At 74.6% G+C, this 19,184-nt stretch carries 19 protein-coding genes and 7 tRNA genes; 11 read left to right on the top strand and 15 right to left on the bottom strand.

Annotated elements, in window-relative coordinates; all coding sequences use genetic code 11:
* Positions 1 to 293: 293 nt before the first annotated feature.
* Complete coding sequence (locus ABD371_RS30075) at positions 294 to 1,433, bottom strand: hypothetical protein (protein WP_344483821.1); 1,140 nt, start codon at positions 1,431 to 1,433, stop codon at positions 294 to 296.
* A gap of 181 nt (positions 1,434 to 1,614) precedes the next feature.
* Between ABD371_RS30075 and ABD371_RS30080 the strand changes: the two genes are divergently transcribed.
* The gene (locus ABD371_RS30080; RefSeq protein WP_344483823.1) at positions 1,615 to 2,340 is read left to right on the top strand and encodes an exonuclease domain-containing protein; all 726 of its coding nucleotides are present in this window, start codon (positions 1,615 to 1,617) and stop codon (positions 2,338 to 2,340) included.
* 88 nt (positions 2,341 to 2,428) lie between these two features.
* Here ABD371_RS30080 and ABD371_RS30085 read toward each other — a convergent pair.
* Positions 2,429 to 2,500 (bottom strand) — tRNA-Val (locus ABD371_RS30085).
* Between the two features lie 39 nt (positions 2,501 to 2,539).
* Positions 2,540 to 3,010, bottom strand: a complete 471-nt coding sequence (locus tag ABD371_RS30090; RefSeq protein WP_344483826.1) for an SRPBCC family protein — start codon at positions 3,008 to 3,010, stop codon at positions 2,540 to 2,542.
* Positions 3,011 to 3,110: 100 nt separating this feature from the next.
* Between ABD371_RS30090 and ABD371_RS30095 the strand changes: the two genes are divergently transcribed.
* Positions 3,111 to 5,552 (top strand): SCO7613 C-terminal domain-containing membrane protein, encoded by a 2,442-nt coding sequence (locus ABD371_RS30095; RefSeq protein WP_344483829.1) that lies wholly within the window; start codon positions 3,111 to 3,113, stop codon positions 5,550 to 5,552.
* A 117-nt stretch (positions 5,553 to 5,669) separates the two neighbouring features.
* Here the strand turns inward: ABD371_RS30095 and ABD371_RS30100 are convergent.
* Both ABD371_RS30100 and ABD371_RS30105 read right to left on the bottom strand, forming a co-directional pair.
* A tRNA-Val gene (locus ABD371_RS30100) sits at positions 5,670 to 5,741 on the bottom strand.
* Positions 5,742 to 5,795: 54 nt separating this feature from the next.
* A complete protein-coding gene (locus ABD371_RS30105; RefSeq protein WP_344483832.1) occupies positions 5,796 to 6,272 on the bottom strand; it encodes a TIGR02611 family protein in 477 nt (158 codons plus the stop codon).
* Positions 6,273 to 6,462: 190 nt separating this feature from the next.
* On the opposite strand from ABD371_RS30105, the gene ABD371_RS30110 reads away from it, so the two are divergent.
* Both ABD371_RS30110 and ABD371_RS30115 read left to right on the top strand, forming a co-directional pair.
* Positions 6,463 to 6,876: an SsgA family sporulation/cell division regulator gene (locus tag ABD371_RS30110; protein WP_003959770.1), complete on the top strand. Its 414-nt coding sequence runs from the start codon at positions 6,463 to 6,465 to the stop codon at positions 6,874 to 6,876.
* Positions 6,877 to 7,103: 227 nt separating this feature from the next.
* A complete protein-coding gene (locus ABD371_RS30115) occupies positions 7,104 to 7,661 on the top strand; it encodes a CGNR zinc finger domain-containing protein (protein WP_344483836.1) in 558 nt (185 codons plus the stop codon).
* 35 nt (positions 7,662 to 7,696) lie between these two features.
* On the opposite strand, the gene ABD371_RS30120 is transcribed toward ABD371_RS30115, so the two are convergent.
* Both ABD371_RS30120 and ABD371_RS30125 read right to left on the bottom strand, forming a co-directional pair.
* Positions 7,697 to 7,849 carry a hypothetical protein gene (locus ABD371_RS30120; protein WP_190126891.1) on the bottom strand — a complete coding sequence of 51 codons (153 nt, stop codon included), beginning with the start codon at positions 7,847 to 7,849 and terminating at the stop codon, positions 7,697 to 7,699.
* A 130-nt stretch (positions 7,850 to 7,979) separates the two neighbouring features.
* Positions 7,980 to 8,441: a hypothetical protein gene (locus tag ABD371_RS30125; protein WP_344483840.1), complete on the bottom strand. Its 462-nt coding sequence runs from the start codon at positions 8,439 to 8,441 to the stop codon at positions 7,980 to 7,982.
* A 182-nt stretch (positions 8,442 to 8,623) separates the two neighbouring features.
* Here ABD371_RS30125 and ABD371_RS30130 point away from each other — a divergent pair, with 182 nt between their 5' ends.
* Positions 8,624 to 9,133 (top strand): DsbA family protein, encoded by a 510-nt coding sequence (locus ABD371_RS30130; RefSeq protein ID WP_344483843.1) that lies wholly within the window; start codon positions 8,624 to 8,626, stop codon positions 9,131 to 9,133.
* 6 nt (positions 9,134 to 9,139) lie between these two features.
* Here ABD371_RS30130 and ABD371_RS30135 read toward each other — a convergent pair whose 3' ends face one another.
* From ABD371_RS30135 to ABD371_RS30145, 3 genes are all read right to left on the bottom strand, one after another.
* Complete coding sequence (locus tag ABD371_RS30135) at positions 9,140 to 9,979, bottom strand: GNAT family N-acetyltransferase (protein WP_344483846.1); 840 nt, start codon at positions 9,977 to 9,979, stop codon at positions 9,140 to 9,142.
* Between the two features lie 90 nt (positions 9,980 to 10,069).
* The gene (locus tag ABD371_RS30140; RefSeq protein ID WP_344483849.1) at positions 10,070 to 10,900 is read right to left on the bottom strand and encodes an aminotransferase class IV; all 831 of its coding nucleotides are present in this window, start codon (positions 10,898 to 10,900) and stop codon (positions 10,070 to 10,072) included.
* Between the two features lie 36 nt (positions 10,901 to 10,936).
* A complete protein-coding gene (locus ABD371_RS30145; RefSeq protein WP_344483852.1) occupies positions 10,937 to 11,992 on the bottom strand; it encodes a chorismate-binding protein in 1,056 nt (351 codons plus the stop codon).
* A gap of 179 nt (positions 11,993 to 12,171) precedes the next feature.
* On the opposite strand from ABD371_RS30145, the gene ABD371_RS30150 reads away from it, so the two are divergent.
* From ABD371_RS30150 to ABD371_RS30170, 5 genes are all read left to right on the top strand, one after another.
* Positions 12,172 to 12,244, top strand: a tRNA-Gly gene (locus tag ABD371_RS30150).
* A gap of 36 nt (positions 12,245 to 12,280) precedes the next feature.
* Positions 12,281 to 12,354 (top strand) — tRNA-Cys (locus ABD371_RS30155).
* 1 nt (position 12,355) lies between these two features.
* Positions 12,356 to 12,427 (top strand) — tRNA-Val (locus ABD371_RS30160).
* A gap of 45 nt (positions 12,428 to 12,472) precedes the next feature.
* Positions 12,473 to 12,544, top strand: a tRNA-Val gene (locus ABD371_RS30165).
* A gap of 67 nt (positions 12,545 to 12,611) precedes the next feature.
* Positions 12,612 to 12,683 (top strand) — tRNA-Val (locus tag ABD371_RS30170).
* A 73-nt stretch (positions 12,684 to 12,756) separates the two neighbouring features.
* Here ABD371_RS30170 and ABD371_RS30175 read toward each other — a convergent pair.
* The 3 genes from ABD371_RS30175 to ABD371_RS30185 form a co-directional block, all read right to left on the bottom strand.
* Positions 12,757 to 13,080, bottom strand: coding sequence for a TFIIB-type zinc ribbon-containing protein (locus ABD371_RS30175; RefSeq protein WP_344483855.1), 324 nt, complete (start codon positions 13,078 to 13,080; stop codon positions 12,757 to 12,759).
* 61 nt (positions 13,081 to 13,141) lie between these two features.
* The gene (locus tag ABD371_RS30180) at positions 13,142 to 14,119 is read right to left on the bottom strand and encodes a phosphotransferase family protein (protein WP_381735105.1); all 978 of its coding nucleotides are present in this window, start codon (positions 14,117 to 14,119) and stop codon (positions 13,142 to 13,144) included.
* 205 nt (positions 14,120 to 14,324) lie between these two features.
* Entirely contained in the window at positions 14,325 to 14,531 is a 207-nt protein-coding gene (locus ABD371_RS30185) for a hypothetical protein (protein WP_344483861.1), read from the bottom strand.
* A 739-nt stretch (positions 14,532 to 15,270) separates the two neighbouring features.
* Between ABD371_RS30185 and ABD371_RS30190 the strand changes: the two genes are divergently transcribed.
* Complete coding sequence (locus ABD371_RS30190; RefSeq protein WP_344483864.1) at positions 15,271 to 16,482, top strand: serine/threonine-protein kinase; 1,212 nt, start codon at positions 15,271 to 15,273, stop codon at positions 16,480 to 16,482.
* A 53-nt stretch (positions 16,483 to 16,535) separates the two neighbouring features.
* Here the strand turns inward: ABD371_RS30190 and ABD371_RS30195 are convergent, their stop codons facing one another.
* Together ABD371_RS30195 and cobA are read right to left on the bottom strand one after the other, a co-directional pair.
* On the bottom strand, positions 16,536 to 17,354 hold the full coding sequence (locus ABD371_RS30195; protein WP_344483867.1) for a TrmH family RNA methyltransferase: 819 nt from the start codon (positions 17,352 to 17,354) through the stop codon (positions 16,536 to 16,538).
* A 79-nt stretch (positions 17,355 to 17,433) separates the two neighbouring features.
* Positions 17,434 to 18,714 (bottom strand): uroporphyrinogen-III C-methyltransferase, encoded by a 1,281-nt coding sequence (gene cobA, locus ABD371_RS30200; protein WP_344483869.1) that lies wholly within the window; start codon positions 18,712 to 18,714, stop codon positions 17,434 to 17,436.
* Positions 18,715 to 19,184: the final 470 nt, after the last annotated feature.

A 19,184-nucleotide genomic window follows, 5' to 3' on the forward strand; every position in this document is an offset into this window, starting at 1 on the left:
CTGATGGGGTGCGCCAGCGGTCACTGCGCGCGTCTGAATCGTACCGAGCCGAGGGGGCCGCCCGCGAAACGGTTGTCGCGGCAGGGCACGGGTGCGCCCGGCCGCCCGCCCGTCAGCCGCCGTCGCCGGGGCGGCCGGGCCGGTCGGCCGCGTCGTCCTCGCCCGCCTCGCCCGCCTCGTCGTCCTCGTACCCGTCGTCGCCCCACAGCTCTCCGCAGATCTCCGTGTACGCATACGTCTCAAGCCCCTCAGGCGTCTCAGGCGTCTCAGGCGTCTCAGGCGTCTCAGGCGTCTCAAGGCGGCGGGGCGGAGGGAGCGTCCGCCGGGCCGTGGAGCGGTTGAATCCCGGTGGCGTCGGTGAGCCGCCGGAAGCCGCCCCGGCTCTCCAGCCGCCCCGACACCCGGACCGGCAGCCCGGCGAGATGGGCCCGGCCGGCCGTGCCGTAGGCCTCCTCCTCCAGGGCCGCCCGGACGAACGGCACCTCGGCCCCCGCCAGCACCCTCAGCCGTACCGTCCCCGGCCCGGCCGGGCCCGCGCGGCGCAGCCGGACCACCGTGCCCGTGAGCCGTACCGCCACGGAGGGCTCGTCCCGCAGAAAGCGCGCGCCCGCCTCGCGCAGCGCGGGCAGGTCGCCGGGGGTGAACTCCACCGGCTCGCTCCTGGGCGGGCACCCCTCGGGCGGCGGGGCGGCCGGCGACCACTCCAGCGCTATCCGGGCCCCCTGCGAGCCGCGCACCAGCGCGATGACCGCCTCGGTCAGCTCCCGGCTCACCCCGCGCGCCACCGCCGCGTCGAAGGCCTCCATGTCGCCGGTGGCCCTCCTGCGGTCGACGGCCTCCCGGGTCGCGCGCAGCGCGTGGTGCAGCCGGACGGTGACCGTGCGCGCCGTGTCGACCGGCAGGAACGCGGTGAGGGCGCGCCCGCCGCGCACCGGCGAGACCAGGACCCCGCCCAGCGAGTCCCGCGCGCCCCGGCGGTGGCGGGCCCCGTGGTACCCGGCCCGGCCGCGCGCCGCGAGCGCGCCGGCCATCAGCGTCTGCCGGACCGCCGAGCGCAGCCGCTCCTGCGCCGCCCCGGGCACGGGGGCCTGCGGCTCCTGCGGCGGCCCGGGGCCGTCGAGGTACCAGTGGATCTCGTCGCTGGGGACGGCCAGGCCGAGGAGGACCTCACGGGCGGAGGGCGCGGCGCTGCGGGCCAGCTCGGTGAGGGCGACGCCGAGCAGATCCGTGCAGCCGGGCAGGGAGCGGCTCTCGGGGACGAGCAGCCCGGCCCCGCCCGTGGTGCGGCCGGGCGGGGTCCAGTGCGCGTATCTCCCCGGGGCCCCGCCGCGCCGCCGCCAGCCGTGCCGGTCCAGCAGCGCGCCGAGGGCGGCGGGGTCGACCCCGGCGGGATCCGGCCGCCGGAGCGGGTCTTCGGGCAGTGGGAGCGCCATGGCTCTGGGTGCCTTCCGGGACGGGGCGGATCAGGGGGTGTCTGATGGCTCCGGACGGGTCGTCAGCTGTGGGGTCCGTCATCTGTGTTGTCACCGCCCCGCGTACACGGCAAACGGCGCGGGTATCACCGATTCGGCGGAGGATGCCGCCATCCGTCAGACACGACCTGGGGGTTCGGGGATGACGCTCTGGTACGAGGGCCCATTGACCGCGTTCGACGCCGAGACGACCGGGACCGATGTCGAGGAGGACCGAATAATCTCGGCCTCGATCGTGGTCCAGGACACGGCGGGGGGACGTCCGCGCGTCACCCGGTGGCTGGTCCATCCCGGTGTTCCGGTGCCTCCCGAGGCGACCGCGGCGCACGGGCTGACCGAGGAGCGGCTGAGGTGTCACGGCCGTTGGCCCGCGCCGGTGATGGAGGAGGTCGGCAGGGCGCTGGCCGAGCAGTGCGCCGCCGCCCGCCCGCTGGTGGTGCTGAACGCGCCGTTCGCGCTGACGGTCCTCGACCGCGAGCTGCGCCGCCATCGGGCGGCCTCGCTCGCCCGCTATCTGGAGAACGTCTCGCTGTGCGTGCTGGATCCCTGGGTGCTGGACCGCCATCTGGACCGCTACCGCAAGGGCAGTCGCACACTGGCCGATCTGTGCGAGCAGTACGAGGTGGAGCAGGCCGGGGAGCGCGACGGGGCGGCCGACGCGCTGGCGGCGCTGGAGGTGACCCGGGCGGTGGGCCGGCGGTTCGCGGCGCGGATGGAGCGGCTGTCGGCGGCGGAGCTGCACACCTTGCAGGCGGTGTGGCACGCGGCGCAGGCGCGCGGGCTCCAGACCTGGTTCGCCCGGGGCGGCACGGCGGAGCCGGTGGATCCGGCGTGGCCGCTCCGTCCCGAACTGCGCGCCGCCGCCTGAGCCGACGGGCTCCGGCCCGGAGGTCCGGCGCAGGCGGCCGGGGAAACGCGAAGGCCGGTCCGTCGACGACGGACCGGCCTCTCCCGGGTGGGCGATACTGGGTTCGAACCAGTGACCTCTTCGGTGTGAACGAAGCGCTCTCCCACTGAGCTAATCGCCCGGGAACGGACTGAACCATACAGGGCCGTGCGCCCCGCCTTCAAATCTCGCGGGGGTGCTCGCGGAGACGGGCGCGGAGACGGGCGTCGAGGCCCCGGCGGCCGGCGCGCATCATGAGGGCGTGGTTGGCGCGGAAGAGCGGGCGGCACGGCAGCGCCAGCAGCCGCAGCAGGGGCCTGCCGACCTCCGTCTCCTGCTCGTAGAGCACCCGGGTGCCGGTGCCGTGCGCCTCCACCGTCCACCGCGCCCATCCCGCCAGATCACCGGAGAGCCCGATCTCCAGGACCCCGGCCGCCGGGTCGTGCCTCAGCGCCCGGACGGCGACACGGAGTTCGTACGGCAGGAAGGAGCGGAAACGGGCGGTGCCGCTGTCCGGGCCGAGGGGGGCGACCTCACGGACCTGGGGCCACCAGAGGGGGTAGTCCTCGGCGCGTTCGAGGGCCGCGAAGACGGCGGCGGGCGCGGCGGGCAGCTCCCAGACGGTGCGGAATCGGTAGTGGCACCAGTTCATCGCCCGATTCTCCTCCCGCCGGGCCCCACCGGGGGTACTCAGCCCGGTCTGAGTATCCGCGCCGATGCCGTGCGAACGGGGCGGCGGCCACCATCCGGACATGACGAACTTCCCGCCCCATCCGCCGCCGCCCGCCGAGGAGCTGGTGCTTGTCGATCGCGAGCTGGCACGGCTGGACGCCCACCGGAACCGGCTGCTGGCCCGCCGGGCCTGGCTGGTCTCCGTGCTCCGCCAGCCCGCGGCCGGCGGCCGGGCCCTCGGACCGGCCCTCGGGCGGGCCCTCTCCGCGGAAACGATCCGCCCCGCCGAGACCTCGTCGCCGAGCGCGCGGAACGTACTGCTCGTGCTGGGCGGGCTGCTGCTGACGATCGCGGCGGTCGCGTTCACGGTGGTCGGCTGGGGCCGCATGGGGATCGGCGGGCGCTCGGCCGTACTGGCCGCCCTGACGGCCGCCGCGCTCGCCGGGCCGCTCGCGCTGCTGCGCCGGGGGCTCGCCGCCACGGCGGAGTCGGTGGCCGCGCTCGGCCTGGCGCTGCTGGTGCTGGACGCCTACGCGCTGCACCGGGTGGCGCTGCCGGACGTCGGCGCGGTGGCGTACACGGCGTGGGCCTCGACGGCGCTGGCCATGGTCTGGGCGGGGTACGGGCGGGTCGTGAAGCCGCTGCGCGCCCCGCTGCCGGCGGCGGTCGCGGTGGCCCAACTGCCGCTGGTGCTCTGGTCGGCGACAGCCGGTCCCGCGCCGTCGCCCGGGTGGGCGCTGCTGGGCACGGCCCTGTTCGACGTGGGTGTCGTGGTCCGGGCGACGAACCCGGACGTACGGGCCCTCGCCGCGGCGGGCGGCTCGGTGACGGGCGCCCTGGCGCTGGTGCACGGGGGCCTCCCCTCGCTGATGGCCGGTTCCCCGGCCGAGGCGGCCGGGCCCGCCGCGCTGCTGGCGGCGTCCGCCGCCGTGGCCCTCTTCGCGGCCTGGAAACTGCCGTCCGCGTCCCTGGCCGTGTCGGCCGTCGGAGGTCTCGCGCTGCTGGCGGGCGTCGGCGCGGTGGTGCGCACGGCGGCCCCCGAGGGCTGGGCGGCACCCGCGTATCTGCTCGGCGCGGTGGCGCTGCTGTGCGCCGTCGTGACGCCCGGTGTACGGGCACGCGCGCCGCGCGGGCTGTCGCACGGGCTCGCGGCGGCCTCGGCGGCGGTCCACGCGGCGGCCTTCCTCGCGGCCGTGCCGCCGCTGCTCCTCGTACTCGCCGGGCCGGTGGCCGGGCTGCCGGACGCCTGGGCGGGGCCCGGGCCCGACGCCGACGCGGGGCCGGCCGGGGTGCTCCCTGCCGGGGTGCTGACCGCGGCCCCGGTCTCACTGCTGATCGTGGCGGCGACGGCCGCGGCGACCGCCCGGCCGTCCCTGCCGTACGCGGTGCGGCCGGAGTGGCGGACGGCGGCCTCGGGGGCGGCGGGCGGGCTCGGCTGGGCGGCGCTGTTCCTGGCTCCGGGCGCGGTCGGCGCGGGTTTCGCCGCCACGGCCGTGTTCCAGACGGCGCTGACCGTCGCCGCGCTCGCGGTCGCGGTGCGGGCCGCAGGCCGCACCGCGGCCCGGACCGCTCTCGGCTGCGCTCTCACCGGGGGGACGAGCGTGGCGGTCCTCTCGCTGGCGACCCGTCCGGCGACCTTCGCCGTGCTGGGCGCGCTGCTCGCCGCCACGGCCCTGTCGGCCGCGCGACCGCGCGCCGGACGGGCCGTACGGGGCGTGCTCGGCTGCGCCGCCACGGCCCTGTCGACGGCGCTGCTCCTCGCCGTCGCGGCGGCGGGCGACCTCGCTCCGCAGCAGGCGGCGGTACTGATGCTCGCCGTGCCGGCCGGCACGGCGCTGCTCGCGGCCCGGCTGGGCGGCGGGCATCCCGTGACGCTCCCGATGGAGTGCGCGGGGGCCGGGGCGGGGCTGCTCGCCGTCGCGCTCGCCCAGGGCGACCCGGCGACGCTCGCCCTGGTGCTCGCGCTGGGCGGGGTGATCGCCGCGGGCACCGCGCTGCGCGCGGACCGCCGCCGGGTGGCCGCCGCGGTCGCCGTGGCGCTGTGGGTGCCGGCCGCCTGGGCGCGGCTGCACGCCTCCGACGTGGTCACCCCGGAGGCGTACACCCTGCCGGTGACGCTCGCGGCGCTCGCCGTGGGGGCGCTGCGCCGCCGCCGGGACCCGTCGGCGTCGTCCTGGACGGCGTACGGGCCCGGACTGGCCGTGACCCTGGTGCCGAGCCTCGTGGCGGCCTGGGGTGACGCCCACTGGGCGCGTCCGCTGCTCCTGGGGCTCGCCGCGCTGGCGGTGACGCTCGCCGGGGCGCGGTGGCGGCTGCGGGCCCCGCTGCTGATCGGCGGCGCGGTGCTGGCGCTGGACGCGCTGCACGAGCTGGCCCCCTATGTGGTCCAGGTCGTCGGCGCGCTCCCCCGCTGGGCCCCGCCCGCGCTGGCGGGACTGCTGCTGCTGGCGGTCGGCGCGACCTACGAGCAGCGGCTGCGGAACGCGCGGCGGCTGCGGGAGCGGCTGGGCCGGATGCACTGACCGGGCGGGAGCGGGCCGGAACGCGGGAGGCCCCGGGACCGATGGTTCCCGGGGCCTGCCGCGCATACGACGAGGGCCGAGCGTCCGCTTTCGCGAACTGCTCGACCCTCGAACATGTGGGCGATACTGGGATCGAACCAGTGACCTCTTCGGTGTGAACGAAGCGCTCTCCCGCTGAGCTAATCGCCCGGGCGCACCGCAAACATTACCCCATGTCAGCAGGTGCCCCGGACCCGTTTCGGGTCAGGATTCGATCTTCCACGGCAGGGTGATGCCGAACTTCCAGAGGTAGATCCCGGCCAGCACCGCGCAGATCACCACGCCGATGGTCGTGAGGATGATGTTCCGCCGCCGGACCCTGGGGTCGAGCGCCCGCTGGGCGGCCTCGCTGACCTTGCGCTTGGTCCAGCGCAGCACCAGCTGGGCCCAGACGAACTCGGTCGCCCAGATCGCCATGCCGCCGAAGATCACGACCCAGCCGGGACCGGGCAGCACCAGCATGGCCACGCCCGCGGAGACCACCGCGAGCCCGACCACGAAGACGCCGACCTGCCAGCTCAGATGCAGGGTCTTCCGCGCTTTGATGTAGGCGGGCGCGCGCGAGCCGAGCGGTTTCTCGGTCTCCTGCTCGTCCTTGTCCACCGTCACCCGCTCACCCTCGCCCGGCCTGTCGCCGTCGATCGCCATCGCGACCTCCGTGCCGTTACTCCCCGTGTTCATGGCGGCAAATCTACCTGACGGAGCGCAGTCACCGGAATGGTCCCAGGGAACGAACAATCACTCCGCCGTTAGGGGTACCTAAAGACACCCAAAACCCTCAGAGGGGTTTACAACGGCACCGTAGGTGGCATGTCGATTTCGCCGACGTGCGAATCCCCGAGCGCACACTGAGCGAAAGGCCCTGGCGCTTATGAACACCACGGTCAGCTGCGAGCTGCACCTGCGCCTCGTTGTATCGAGCGAGTCTTCACTGCCTGTACCCGCGGGCCTGCGGTATGACACGGCCGATCCCTATGCCGTGCACGCCACCTTCCACACCGGAGCCGAGGAGACGGTCGAATGGGTCTTCGCCCGCGACCTTCTCGCGGAGGGCCTCCATCGGCCCACCGGCACGGGCGACGTCAGAGTCTGGCCATCGCGCAGTCATGGCCAGGGAGTCGTCTGCATCGCGCTGAGCTCCCCGGAGGGCGAAGCCCTGCTCGAGGCCCCGGCGCGGGCCCTGGAGTCATTCCTCAAGCGGACCGATGCCGCGGTGCCACCGGGCACCGAGCATCGCCACTTCGATCTGGACACGGAGCTCTCGCACATCCTGGCGGAGAGCTGAGCCAGACCGGAAACCGCACGGCGCCGTCCTACTCGGGGAGACGGCGCCGCGCGCACAGCCGCATACGGCGATCAGCCGTGCGTTGCGGACAACCTCACAGGGTGAACCCATCGGCGTCGCCATCGCGCATTCCAGCGCGGTGACGACGCCGATACGCATGGCCACGAGCCGCTAGAGTCAGCGCAATTCGGCGGGCACCGGTCCGCAAGCAGGCCAGGGAGCGAATCGTGCTGATCCCCCACGACACCAGATATGCCCTTGAGGCGGTCATCGATCTGGTGAACACCGCGCCGGACGGAGATCAGACGGATGGGCTGGCCGATCTCGACGCATTGGCCGAATTCGTTCGCAGGCACGACTTCAGTGATGTCGGCGAGCTGAATCCACGGGATCTGAAAGCGGTACGGGACGTACGCACCCGATTCGCGGCGGTCTTCGCGGCGGCCGACAGCGCGATCGCCGCCGCGCTGCTCAACGATCTGGTGGCGGCGGCGGGCACCACCCCCCAGCTGACCGACCACGACGGCTACGACTGGCATGTGCACTACTTCGCGCCGGGGGCCTCGGTCGCCGACCATGTCGCGGCCGACGGCGGCATGGCGCTGGCGTTCATCGTGGTCGCGGGCGAGCGCGAGAGGCTGCGGCGGTGCGAGGCCCCGGACTGCGGCCGCGCCTTCGTCGATCTCTCCCGCAACCGCTCGCGCCGCTACTGCTCCAGCCGTACCTGCGGAAACCGGCTGCATGTGGCCGCCTACCGGGCGCGCCGCCGGGAGGCGGCCGGCTGAGCGCCACCGACGGGGCGAAGCCGCCGTCCGGGCCCTCACAGCGGAAAGAGGTCGTGGACGGCGGCCATGAGCAGCAGCACTCCGATCACCGTCAGAAAGATCATCAGGGGTGGCTGGGAGAGCGCGAAGAGACAGCCTCGCGGCTCATTCGTGGGTGCGGGGGCATCGCCCCTGGAGGTATCGAGCATCTCGGGGCGATGATGACGCAGTGTCCGGCACCGCGATCACCCAACACGCCTCGCGTTACACGGAGTTCGTCACACTTCCGCATTCCCCCAGGTGGGGCGGAGAGCCCCGGGGCGGGGCGGCGGGGCCGTCTCAGATTCCGTGCTTCTTGAGGATCGCCTCGATGTCGCTGAAGTCATCGCCCGCGCCGCCGGAGGCCTTGGGCCGTGCGGCCGGCTCGGCGGGCGCGGCGGCACCGCCGCGAGCGCCCCGGCCGAGGGAGGGCGCGGAGGCCGCCGGGGCGACCGCCTCGCGCCGGGCCGCCTTGGCGGCGGCCTTGCGCTCCTTGCGGCCGACCCCCGAGCGCCGCTCGACGGCCCGGGTGGTCATGAACAGCGCCCACGCCCCGCCCAGCAGGCCGAAGCCGATCCAGGCCGTGGGACTGAAGGCGGTGTCCACGACCCACTGGACCGCGCCGGTCAGCACCAGCCCGAGGGGGACCAGCGCGTAGGCGGCGATCCGGGCGGCGGCGAGGAAGCGCTTGCGGTACGCGGTGATCCCCGCGACGCCCAGCCCTGCCACCGACGCCGCGGCGCATATGGTCTCGGCAATCATCCGGTCCTCCAGGCTGTGACGGGCATGAGCGGTTACGTCCCTTCCATCCTGCACCGGAGGGCGCCATCGGGGCCACGACCCCCACGCACCTCAGGGATATCTCGGGGACGAGATCATCCCCAGGTCCCGGCCCGCCGCCGGGCCGGTCGGCCGGGCCCGGCCCCGGCTGGGAGACTGGGCCCATGAACGACTCCACCACCGACCGCACCGCCGTACTCGACGTCTGGTGCGACCTCTCGTGCCCCGACTGCCTCACCGCCCTCGACGACGTCCGCGCCCTGCGCGAGCGCTACGGCGACCGGCTCGACGTGCGGCTGCGGCACTTCCCCCTGGAGAAGAACAAGCACTCCTACGCCGCCGCCCAGGCCGCGGAGGAGGCCGCCGACCAGGGCAGCGGCCGGGAGTTCTCCGAGGCGCTGCTGGCGCGGGTGACGGAGCTGCGCGAGCGCGGCGAGCCGGTCCTGCTGGAGACCGCCCGCGAACTGGGCCTGGACGCCGAGGAGTTCGACACCGCCCTCATCGACGGCCGGCACATGCTGATGGTCGACGCCGACCAGGCCGAGGGCAAGGCGATCGGCGTCACCGGCACCCCGACCTATGTCATCGGCGACGAGCGCCTCGACGGCGGCGTCAGCCAGGAGGGCCTGCGCGTCCGCATCGAGGAGATCGCGGACCGTCTCCTCAAGGGCTGACCGCGGCTAGAGCAGCCGCTTGGAGAAGTGGACTGCCGTCGTCCGGTGGCCGAGCGAGGTGTAGAGCCCGAGCGCCGGGGCGTTGTCCGCGAAGACATGGAGCCCCAGCAGCCGTGCCCCGGACTCCAGGGCGCGGCGCTCGGCGAGGAGGAGCAGCGAACGGCCGTGGCCCCGGCCGCGGTGCTCCTCGGCGACCTCCACGTCGTACACGTACGCGCCCGTCTCGCCGGGCAGCACCTCGTGGCGGCCGAGGTAGAGAAGGCCGACGGGCACGCCGTGGTGTTCCAGGACCTCCAGCCGGACGCCGGCCGTGGCGCGGCCGTCGGGGAGTCCGGCGGCGCGGTCGGCCTCGGCCTTGGCGAGGGCCTCGGCGGGGGTCAGCCCCTGCTCGGCCCAGCTCTGCGCGTAGGAGCGCAGCCCCTCCTCCCACCAGAGGGCGAACTCGGCTTCGTTCATCGGGCGCGCCAGGGTTCCGTCCGGCAGCGGGGGCGGCAGCGCCGGGAGGGTCTTGACCATGTTGCGGCTCCGCTCGGTGTAGCCGAGGACCCCGGCGAGTGCGGCCGCCCCCGGGGCCTCCGGGGGCACGGAGACCCGTACCTGGTCGCAGCCCCAGCCGCGCAGCACCTCTTCGGCGGCGAGGGCGGCGACGGTCCCCCGGCCCCGCCGGCGGTCGGCCTCGTCGATCCGGAGCGAGCGGACGGTGCCGACCGCCGGGCCGAGCGAGGGGAAGGTGGCGATCTCGATCGTCCCGACGGGGCGGCTGTTGTCGCAGACCTCGTAGCGGCGCGAGCGCGCGCCGGCCGCCTTCTGCTGAAGCGGCCCGGTCGGCCGCAGGGTGGTGGTCATCACGGGTGTTCTACCTGCCGTGCGGCCGTACGTCACGCGGTTTTACCGACAGCGGTGGATCCGTCCCGGCCGGTGACCGGCGGCCCGCGGTCAGCCGAGGACCGGGTCCCAGTCGGCCCCGGCGCGCTCCTCGAAGATCCGCACGGCCTTGGCGGTCACCGGTCCCGGCGCGTCCGTGAGCGTCCGCCCGTCGATCCGGTGGACGGCCTGGACGTCGCGGAGGCTGGAGGTGAGGAAGACCTCGTCGGCCCGCTCCAGGACGTCGAAGGGCAGCTCGGTCTCCTTCGCCCCGGTCCAGCGCACGGTCAGGGCGCGGGTGATGCCCGCGAGGCAGCCGGTGGCGAGGGACGGGGTGTGCAGTTCGCCGTCGAGGACGACGAAGACGTTGGAGCCGGTGCCCTCGCAGAGCCGGCCGGCGGTGTTGGCCATGAGCGCCTCGGACGCGCCCTGTGCGGCGGCCCTGGCGAGGGCGACCACGTTCTCCGCGTACGAGGTCGTCTTCAGCCCGGCCACCGCGGAGTGCTCGTTACGGGTCCAGGGGACGGTGACCACGGCCGTGGTGTCGGGGCGGGGCGCGGCCTCGCCGAGCGCCACGACCAGGGTGGGGCTCGCGGTGCCGCGCTCGGAGCCGAGCGGGGAGAGGCCGCCGGTGTAGGTGATCCGGAGCCTGCCGCGCGCCATCGGGTTGGCCTCCAGCACGGCGGCGCAGGCGCGGCGCGCCTCCTCGTGGTCGGGCTCGGGGAGCCCGAGGCCGAGGGCGGAGCGGGTCAGCCGTTCCAGATGGAGCGTGAGCGCGAAGGGCCGTCCCGCGACGGCCTTGGCCGTCTCGAAGACGCCGTCGCCGACGGTGAGGCCGTGGTCGAGCACCGAGATCCTGGCATCGTCCGCGTCCCTGAGTCCGCCGTTGACCCAAAGCTTCATCCGACTGGTCCTTCCGTCCGCCTCGTACGCCCGCGTTCACACGCCCGCGCTCTCCCTCGCCTGCGACGACGCTATCGCGAGCAGCCGGGCGGCCTTCAGCTCGGTCTCCTCCCACTCACGGTCCGGGTCCGAGCCCCAGGTGATCCCCGCGCCGGTGCCGAATCGCAGCACCGGGCCCGCGCCCGTGGCGCGGTCCACCCAGAAGGTGCGGATGCCGACGGCCAGCTCGGCGGTACGGCGGTCGGCGTCGACCCAGCCGATGCCTCCGCAGTACGGGCCCCGGGGCGCGGTCTCCAGCGCCTCGATGATCGTCAGTGCGGCGGACTTGGGCGCTCCTGTGACCGATCCGGGCGGGAAAGTGGCGCCGAGGAGCCGGGGCCAGCCCGCCTCGGGGACCAGCTCGCCCCCGACGGTCGAGACCAGATGGACCAGCCCGGGGTGGGCCTCGACCGCGCAGAGCGCCGGGACGGTGACGGTCCCGGTGGCGCAGACCCGGCCCAGGTCGTTGCGGACCAGGTCGACGATCATGACGTTCTCCGCGTGGTCCTTCGCCAGCAGATCGTCGGCGGTGCGGCCGGTGCCCTTGATCGGCCCGGACTCGACCAGGGCGCCGGTCCGCCGCAGATACAGCTCGGGCGAGGCGGTCGCGATCTCGACGCCGTGGGAGGGCAGCCGAATCGTTCCGGCGTAGGGGGCGGGGTTGCCCCGCGCCAGCAGCGCGGTCAGCTCGTCCACATCGGCCGTGCCCGGGGTCGCGGGCAGCGGGGCGGAGAGCACCCGGCAGAGATTGGCCTGGTAGACCTCGCCGGCCGCGATGTGCTCGCGTATGCGGCGTACGCCCGCCGTGTACCCGGCGCGGTCCAGCGATGACGTCCAGTCGCCTTTGGCGGGTCCACGCCAACGACCGGGAGTCGGAGCGGGCACCGGCTCAGTACGGACATCGTCGAAGCGGGCGCAGGTCAGACCCCCTTCGAAGGTGGCGGAGACGGCCCAGAAGCCGGCTGAGTCGAGGGCCGCGGGGTCGCTGGTGACATCCCGGAGGCCGGTGGCGACAAGACGCCCGAAGCGGGCGAGAGGAGCGAGGTCGTGCACGCTGTCGAGTCTATGACCGGCGCGGATGCGCGCCCGGCGGTCACCCGGGGAGCGCCCGTCCACCCGCTCCGGCCCGGACACACGTCAGCACGCTGCGGAAACGTGTTTTTGTGCTGGCTCAGGAATCCGCTAGAGTTCAACACGTCGCCGGGAAGCGCAAGCGGAACGGAAATGGACAAGCGGACGTAGCTCAGTTGGTAGAGCGCAACCTTGCCAAGGTTGAGGTCGCCAGTTCGAACCTGGTCGTCCGCTCGAGATGGGGGATTCTTCCCGAACCCCCGCACTCCGGGTGGAGTGGCCGAGAGGCGAGGCAACGGCCTGCAAAGCCGTCTACACGGGTTCAAATCCCGTCTCCACCTCCAAGGACGATTAGCTCAGCGGGAGAGCGCTTCCCTGACACGGAAGAGGTCACTGGTTCAATCCCAGTATCGTCCACTGAATCCGAGAGGATTCGACTCCGGCCCCCGGGCCTGGAGACCCGCGCGATTAGCTCAGCGGGAGAGCGCTTCCCTGACACGGAAGAGGTCACTGGTTCAATCCCAGTATCGCGCACGCAAGTGCACAGCACGGGCAGTATGATTCACGCAGTTCCTCCCAGGCTCAGGTCCGGGAAAACCCCGCGCGATTAGCTCAGCGGGAGAGCGCTTCCCTGACACGGAAGAGGTCACTGGTTCAATCCCAGTATCGCGCACCGCACAGAAGCCCCCGGCCGTCTCCACGGCCGGGGGCTTCGTCGTTCGGCCCTCTTCGTTCAGCCGGAACGCTCAGGAGGAGAAGAGCATCCGCCCGAAGCCCTTGTGACGGCCGTGACCATGCCCATGACCGTGGCCGTGACCGCCGTGGTGGCCGCCGTGCTGCGGGGCTCCCCAGGCGGGCGCCGGAGGAGCCGGGTACGCCTGCGGGGCGGGCGGGGGCGGCGGGGCGGGGGCGGCCGGCGGAACCTGCTGGTTCCACTGCGACTCCAGACGGGTGAGGGACTCCAGCTCGCCGTAGTCGAGGAATATCCCCCGGCAGCCGCTGCACTGCTCGATCTGGACGCCGTTGCGGTTGTAGGTGTGCATCGGCGCATGGCACTTGGGACACTGCATGGTCGTGGCTCACTCCTCGCTGATCGTCCGCACCCCGGTGATCAAGGCGCGTGACAGCAGCCTACGACGGATGCCCGTCCGTCAACTCGCCCGCGAGCCGGGTGATTCGGGCTATCCGGGCGCAGGCCTCCAGCACCGCCGTCTCCGTCTCGTCCGGCTCCCGCCGCTCGGCCGCGGCCCTGGCGAGCGAGAGCGCGGCGGTCTGCGCGGTGAGCGCGCGGGCCGGAACGTCGAGCGGGGCCCAGGGATCGCCGCCCGTACCGGCCGCCGGGCCTCCGGCGGCCGTGTAGGCGGCGAAGAACCGCCGCCAGACCTCGGGGGCCAGCAGGCCCGCCGCGAACCAGGCGGCGGGGCGGGCGAGATCCCAGGCGGGGTCGCCGAGACCCAGATCGTCGACGTCTATCAGCAGCCAGGGGCCGCCGGGGGCGGGATGCCGCACCAACTGCCCCAGATGCAGATCCCCGTGGCACAGAAACCCGCCCCGGGGCGCGGGGGCCTCGCCCCGGGCCCAGCCCGGCAGCCCGGCCCAGACCCGCTCCACCCCGGCCGCCGCCGGGTGCTCCCCCGCCGCCGCCCGCATCCGGGCGAGCGCGGCGGCGGCCTTCGCCGGGCCGCGCATCGGCGGCAGCGGCCCCGGCAGCTCCCCCGGCGCGACCGAGTGCAGGCGCGCGAGCAGGACCGCGGCCTCCTCCCAGGGGGCGGCGTCCGGATCCTCCGGGTCGACGGGCACACCGTAGGGCCAGGCGGTGACGGGACGGTCCGGCAGCGGCGGCGCGTCCAGGGGCAGCGGCGGCAGCAGGATCCCGGCCAGCCGGGCATCCCCGGCGACGGCGAGACGCGCCCGGTGCCCACCGGGATCGGTGTCCGGGGCATGCGCCTTGGCGACCGCCCGGCCGTGCCGGACGACCACCCCGTCGGCCCGGTCCGCGAGCACCTCCTCGTCCCGCCCACAGGTCCGGCAGGCGCGTTCGGGGCCACCGGGGTGGGCCGCCCGCCGGGCGGCCCCGGCGAGTGCGCTGACGACTGCTGTGCTCACGATCTCCCCCGACGACGGCACGACCGGCCCCGACCGGGAGCCTACGCGGCCCCGAAGGGGCGGACGCCGAAGGCCCCGGGCAGCGCGATGGCCGGTCAGCTCCCCAGCTGACCGGCCATCGCTGCCGTCCGCCGCACCCCCGTCCCCACGGGGTTATCGGCCGGATGTCCCCGACCCGGACCGCTCTTCCGGGTCCGGAGCGCCTTTTTCAGCGCCCCAGCATCACGCCAACGGACGACGCCTGTGTGACCACCGCTTCCCAGCCGCCGAAGACGACGACCAGCAGGGCCGCGAGAGGGAGGACCATGGCGGTCGCCACCAGGGGATGACGCCGGCCGGACGCATGACCGCCGAACGCGGCGGACGCCGTGCGCCCCCGCGTGCGGAGGATCGTCCGTGTTGCCGTGTCCGCCATGGTTCCTCTCCTGTCGAATAAGACAGCGGCGGGTGCTTGACCTCGGGGGACGAGTGCTGCACCCGCCGCTTGACCTCAACATTAGGGATCCGCCGGGGCCCCGGCGTCATGCCCGCGTACCGATTCCCGGGCCTCCCGGAGGATGAGCCGGCACCCTCTCGTCTACTCCCCTGGGTGGAGAAGCGACTCCGCTTCTTGGGGTCTTCCCGGAGGGGACGCCCGGGGGAAGGCCCCCGGAGGGCCGGAGCCCGCGGCGGCCGGAAACAACCACTCGCGTCACAGCTTCTCCGCTGGTGACTTCTCTCACTCCGGCCGCCCCCGCGCACCCCCCGCCCCGCCCCCGGCCCCCCGCCCGGCTTGCCACGACTTCGTCCGTACACGGGCCGCCCGGCACCGCCCCGGCGCGGCGGGCCCCGGCCGAGCCAATCCCCCTGCGCGGAAAGTCCGTTGACAACGAGCGCCGACGGGTGTGGCCGGATCCCGCGCTCCGCGGGCGCACTTCGGGCCGCCCGCGCGCCGCCGACAATCGATCCGCGCCCGAGGGCGCGGCCTATGAGCGGTCCGGGGCAGGGGTACGTAAGCTGTGCCACGGCAAAAACGGACGATCAGGCAGCCGGGTGGGAATCCCCATCCGTTGGGACAGGGGTGGGGCTCGTTCCCACCCGCTCAGCAGGGGCGGGGCCTTCACCCGCCGCAGGCAGGGGGGTGGGCGACCCCCACTCCCAGGTAGGGGACGGACATGGCGATGATGCGGCTCCGGCGCGAGGACCCGCGTGTCGTCGGCTCGTTCCGGCTGCACCGGCGGCTCGGCGCGGGCGGGATGGGCGTCGTCTATCTGGGCTCCGACCGGCGCGGCCAGCGGGTCGCGCTGAAGGTGATCCGGCCGGATCTGGCCGAGGACCAGGAGTTCAGGTCGCGGTTCGCCCGCGAGGTCTCGGCCGCCCGCCGGATCCGGGGCGGCTGTACGGCCCGGCTGGTCGCGGCCGATCTGGAGGCGGACCGCCCGTGGTTCGCCACCCAGTACGTCCCCGGCCCCTCGCTGCACGACCGGGTCGCCGAGGAGGGGGTGCTGCGCGCCGCCGAGGTCGCCGCCATCGGCGCGGCGCTCTCCGAGGGCCTGGTCGCGGTGCACGAGGCCGGTGTCGTCCACCGGGATCTCAAGCCGTCGAACATCCTGCTCTCCCCCAAGGGCCCCCGCATCATCGACTTCGGCATCGCCTGGGCGACCGGCGCGAGCACGCTGACCCATGTCGGCACGGCGGTCGGCTCCCCCGGATTCCTCGCGCCCGAGCAGGTGCGCGGGGTCGCCGTCACCCCCGCCACGGACGTCTTCGCGCTGGGGGCCACCCTCGCCTACGCGGCGACCGCCGACTCGCCCTTCGGCCAGGGCGGTTCCGAGGTGATGCTCTACCGGGTGGTGCACGAGGAGCCGCAGCTGCACGGTGTGCCGGACGCGCTGGCCCCGCTGCTGCGGGCCTGTCTCGCGAAGGACCCCGAGGAGCGCCCCAGCACCCTTCAGCTCTCCATGCGGCTCAAGGAGATCGCGGCCCGTGAGGCACAGGGGCTGCCGGAGGCCAGACAGCCCGCCCAGCGCGAGCGGATCGACGCGGACCGGCCCACCGCCCGCTACCCGGAGCGGCCCGCCCGTACCGAGCGCCTGGAGCGGTCCGAACGGCCCGACCGGCGGACCGCGGGAGGCTCGGGGCCCCGCTCACAGCCCTCGCGGCCCGGTGGGGCGCGTACCGACGGAGGGCGCGCGGGCGGATCGCGGCCGCCCCGGCCGCGTGGGTCCGGCCGGGTGACCGGCCGTCAGGGCCCCGGGTCCGGGGTGCGCACCACCTCGACCGGACGGCGGCCCGCCAACCCCAGGCTGCTGCGGCAGCGGCTCGTCGTCTTCATCGTGGTCACCCTGATCGTGGCGCTGGGGATCGCCGCCGCCCAGCAGCTGTAGCGAGCGCGGGCCCCGGCGGGCCGGGCCGCCGAGCCGCCGGGCAGGGCCCGGGTTCAGGCTCCGGGGCGGCCGGTGGCGACGGCGTAGAAGGCCACGGCTGCGGCAGCGCCCACATTGAGCGAGTCCACACCGTGCGCCATCGGGATCCGGACCCACTCGTCCGCCGCCCGCAGCGCCCGGGTAGAGAGCCCCTCGCCCTCCGCGCCGAGCATCAGCGCGACCCGGTCGAGCCGGTGCGGCCGGGCGTCGTCGATCACGGTGGCCTTCTCGTCCGGGGTGAGGGCGAGCAGCCTGAAGCCCGCCTCCCGTACCGTCTCCAGCCCCTTCGGCCAGCCCTCCAGCCGGGCGTACGGCACGGAGAACACCGCGCCCATCGACACCTTCACCGAACGGCGGTAGAGCGGGTCCGCGCAGTCCGGCGAGAGCAGGACGGCGTCCATGCCCAGCGCGGCGGCGCTGCGGAAGATCGCGCCGATGTTGGTGTGGTCGTTGACCGACTCCATGACGGCGACCCGGCGGGCGGACGTGAGCAGTTCGGCGGCGGTCGGCAGCGGCTTGCGCTGCATCGAGGCGAGCGCGCCCCGGTGCACGTGGTAGCCGGTGACGCGCTCGGCCAGCTCGGGGCTGACCGCGTACACCGGTGCGGGAAGTTCGTCGATGACGTCCCGCATGGTGTCGATCCACTTGGCGGAGAGCAGCATCGACCGCATCGCGTAGCCGGCGTCCCTGGCGCGTCTGATGACCTTCTCGCCCTCGGCGATGAACAGGCCCTCGGCGGGCTCGCGCCTGCGGCGCAGCTCGACGTCGGTGAGACCGGTGTAGTCGCTCAGCCGGGGGTCGTCGGGGTCCTCGACGGTGATGAGATCAGCCACAGGGTGATACTGCCTTCTCCTGGGTGTGGTGCCAACGTCTGGGAGACGGTTGGTTACCGGGGGGTACGGAATTCTGCGGTCACCGGGTTCGCCCGGGGCACCGGGTCACCGGGTCGGCCGTCGGCCGGGCGGCGGCGGCACGGGCTCCCACCTCGACCACCTCGCCGATGACGATGACGGCCGGCGGGCGGACGTCCTCGGCCACGACGGTCTCGGCGACGGTCGCCAGGGTGGCGTCCACCCGGCGCTGGGAGGCGGTGGTGCCCTCCTGGATCAGGGCGACCGGGGTGTGCGGGGCACGGCCGCCCGCGACCAGGGCGCGGGCGATCGCGCCGATCTTGTCCACGCCCATCAGCACCACGAGGGTGCCGCGCAGCCGGGCGAGCGCGTCCCAGTCCACCAGGGAACGCTCGTCCTCGGGGGCCACATGGCCGCTGACCACCGTGAACTCATGGGCGACACCCCGGTGCGTGACGGGGATGCCGGCCGCGCCGGGCACGCTGATGGAGCTGGAGATGCCGGGCACCACGGTGCAGGGGATGCCCGCCTCGGCGAGCGCCTCCAGCTCCTCCATGCCCCGGCCGAAGACATAGGGGTCGCCGCCCTTGAGCCGGACGACGGCCCTGCCCGCCCTGGCGTGCTCGATCAGCGCCGCGTTGATCGCCTCCTGGGCCATGAACCGGCCGTACGGGATCTTCGCCGCGTCGATCACCTCGACGTGCGGGGGGAGTTCCGCGAGGAGGTCGCGGGGGCCCAGCCGGTCCGCGATGACGACATCGGCCTCGGCGAGGAGCCGGCGTCCCCGGACGGTGATCAGGTCCGGGTCGCCGGGGCCGCCGCCGACGAGGGCGACGCCGGGGGTTCTCGTACGGTGGTGGGGGGCCGCGATGGTCCCGTTGTGCAGGCCCTCCACGATGGCGTCGCGGACGGCGGCCGAGCGGCGGGGGTCGCGGCCCTGCGGGCCCGCGGTGAGGACGGCGACGGTGACGCCCTCCGAGCGGCCGGTGGCCGGGGTCCAGGCGGTGGCCGCGTCGGCGTCGTCGGAGCGTACGCACCAGACGCGGGCGCGCTCGGCCTCGGCGGAGGCCCGGGCGTTGGCCTCGGGGTCGGTGGTGGCGATCAGGACGTACCAGGTCTCGGCGAGGTCGCCCTCGGCGTACCGGCGGCGCTCCCAGCGGATCTCCCCGGCGGTGACCATGGCCTCCACGGAGGCGGTCGCGGACGGCGACACCAGTGTGATGTCCGCGCCGGCTGCGATGAGCGCCGGGAGCCGGCGCTGGGCGACCTGTCCTCCGCCGATGACGACGACACGACGCCCGGAGAGACGGAGACCGACGGGGTAGGCGGGGTGATCGACCATGGCGGTGGGGCTCCTCGGGCGGGTACGACGCGCTGCGTGGTGCGGGGTGATGGTGCGGGGTGCGTGCGGCGGGGTGCCGCCGCGTCCGCGAAGCGGCAGGTGGGGACGGGTCTCTGCCTGCCTCGGCAAACTTTACGGTGCGGTCCCCGGGGGCGTGCGGGGGGCTTGGCGCGGGCCGCGCCGCAGGGGGGCGGCCCGCCGTGCCCGGGGCTCCGGGCCGGCCGGGCACCCCGGACCGGCCCGACCGGTGCGTACCGGAACCGTCCCGGCCGCTCGGGTCCGGCGTCCGCCGGGCCCTTTCCGGGCCGATCCCGGGGAGGTCGGGGGCTGTCGACGGATACCGGCGTCCGTCCGTCGGGCGGGGCCGGGGAGTGCCCGAAGGGCGGGGCGAGTGCGGGGCCCGGGGATATTCCCCCTGGCTCCGCCGGGGACTCCGTCCCTCGTTCAAGCCGGGCGATCCCCGTCCCTGA

The organism is Streptomyces amakusaensis (assembly GCF_039532665.1).
GTDB lineage: Bacteria > Actinomycetota > Actinomycetes > Streptomycetales > Streptomycetaceae > Streptomyces > Streptomyces amakusaensis.

Bases quoted from the DNA above. Each gene is read 5' to 3' on its own strand.
- ABD371_RS30075 (WP_344483821.1), bottom strand. From the start codon at position 1,433: ATGGCGCTCCCACTGCCCGAAGACCCGCTCCGGCGGCCGGATCCCGCC.
- ABD371_RS30080 (WP_344483823.1), top strand. From the start codon at position 1,615: ATGACGCTCTGGTACGAGGGCCCATTGACCGCGTTCGACGCCGAGACG.
- ABD371_RS30090 (WP_344483826.1), bottom strand. From the start codon at position 3,010: ATGAACTGGTGCCACTACCGATTCCGCACCGTCTGGGAGCTGCCCGCC.
- ABD371_RS30095 (WP_344483829.1), top strand. From the start codon at position 3,111: ATGACGAACTTCCCGCCCCATCCGCCGCCGCCCGCCGAGGAGCTGGTG.
- ABD371_RS30105 (WP_344483832.1), bottom strand. From the start codon at position 6,272: ATGAACACGGGGAGTAACGGCACGGAGGTCGCGATGGCGATCGACGGC.
- ABD371_RS30110 (WP_003959770.1), top strand. From the start codon at position 6,463: ATGAACACCACGGTCAGCTGCGAGCTGCACCTGCGCCTCGTTGTATCG.
- ABD371_RS30120 (WP_190126891.1), bottom strand. From the start codon at position 7,849: ATGCTCGATACCTCCAGGGGCGATGCCCCCGCACCCACGAATGAGCCG.
- ABD371_RS30125 (WP_344483840.1), bottom strand. From the start codon at position 8,441: ATGATTGCCGAGACCATATGCGCCGCGGCGTCGGTGGCAGGGCTGGGC.
- ABD371_RS30130 (WP_344483843.1), top strand. From the start codon at position 8,624: ATGAACGACTCCACCACCGACCGCACCGCCGTACTCGACGTCTGGTGC.
- ABD371_RS30135 (WP_344483846.1), bottom strand. From the start codon at position 9,979: ATGACCACCACCCTGCGGCCGACCGGGCCGCTTCAGCAGAAGGCGGCC.
- ABD371_RS30140 (WP_344483849.1), bottom strand. From the start codon at position 10,900: ATGAAGCTTTGGGTCAACGGCGGACTCAGGGACGCGGACGATGCCAGG.
- ABD371_RS30175 (WP_344483855.1), bottom strand. From the start codon at position 13,080: ATGCAGTGTCCCAAGTGCCATGCGCCGATGCACACCTACAACCGCAAC.
- ABD371_RS30185 (WP_344483861.1), bottom strand. From the start codon at position 14,531: ATGGCGGACACGGCAACACGGACGATCCTCCGCACGCGGGGGCGCACG.
- ABD371_RS30190 (WP_344483864.1), top strand. From the start codon at position 15,271: ATGGCGATGATGCGGCTCCGGCGCGAGGACCCGCGTGTCGTCGGCTCG.
- cobA (WP_344483869.1), bottom strand. From the start codon at position 18,714: ATGGTCGATCACCCCGCCTACCCCGTCGGTCTCCGTCTCTCCGGGCGT.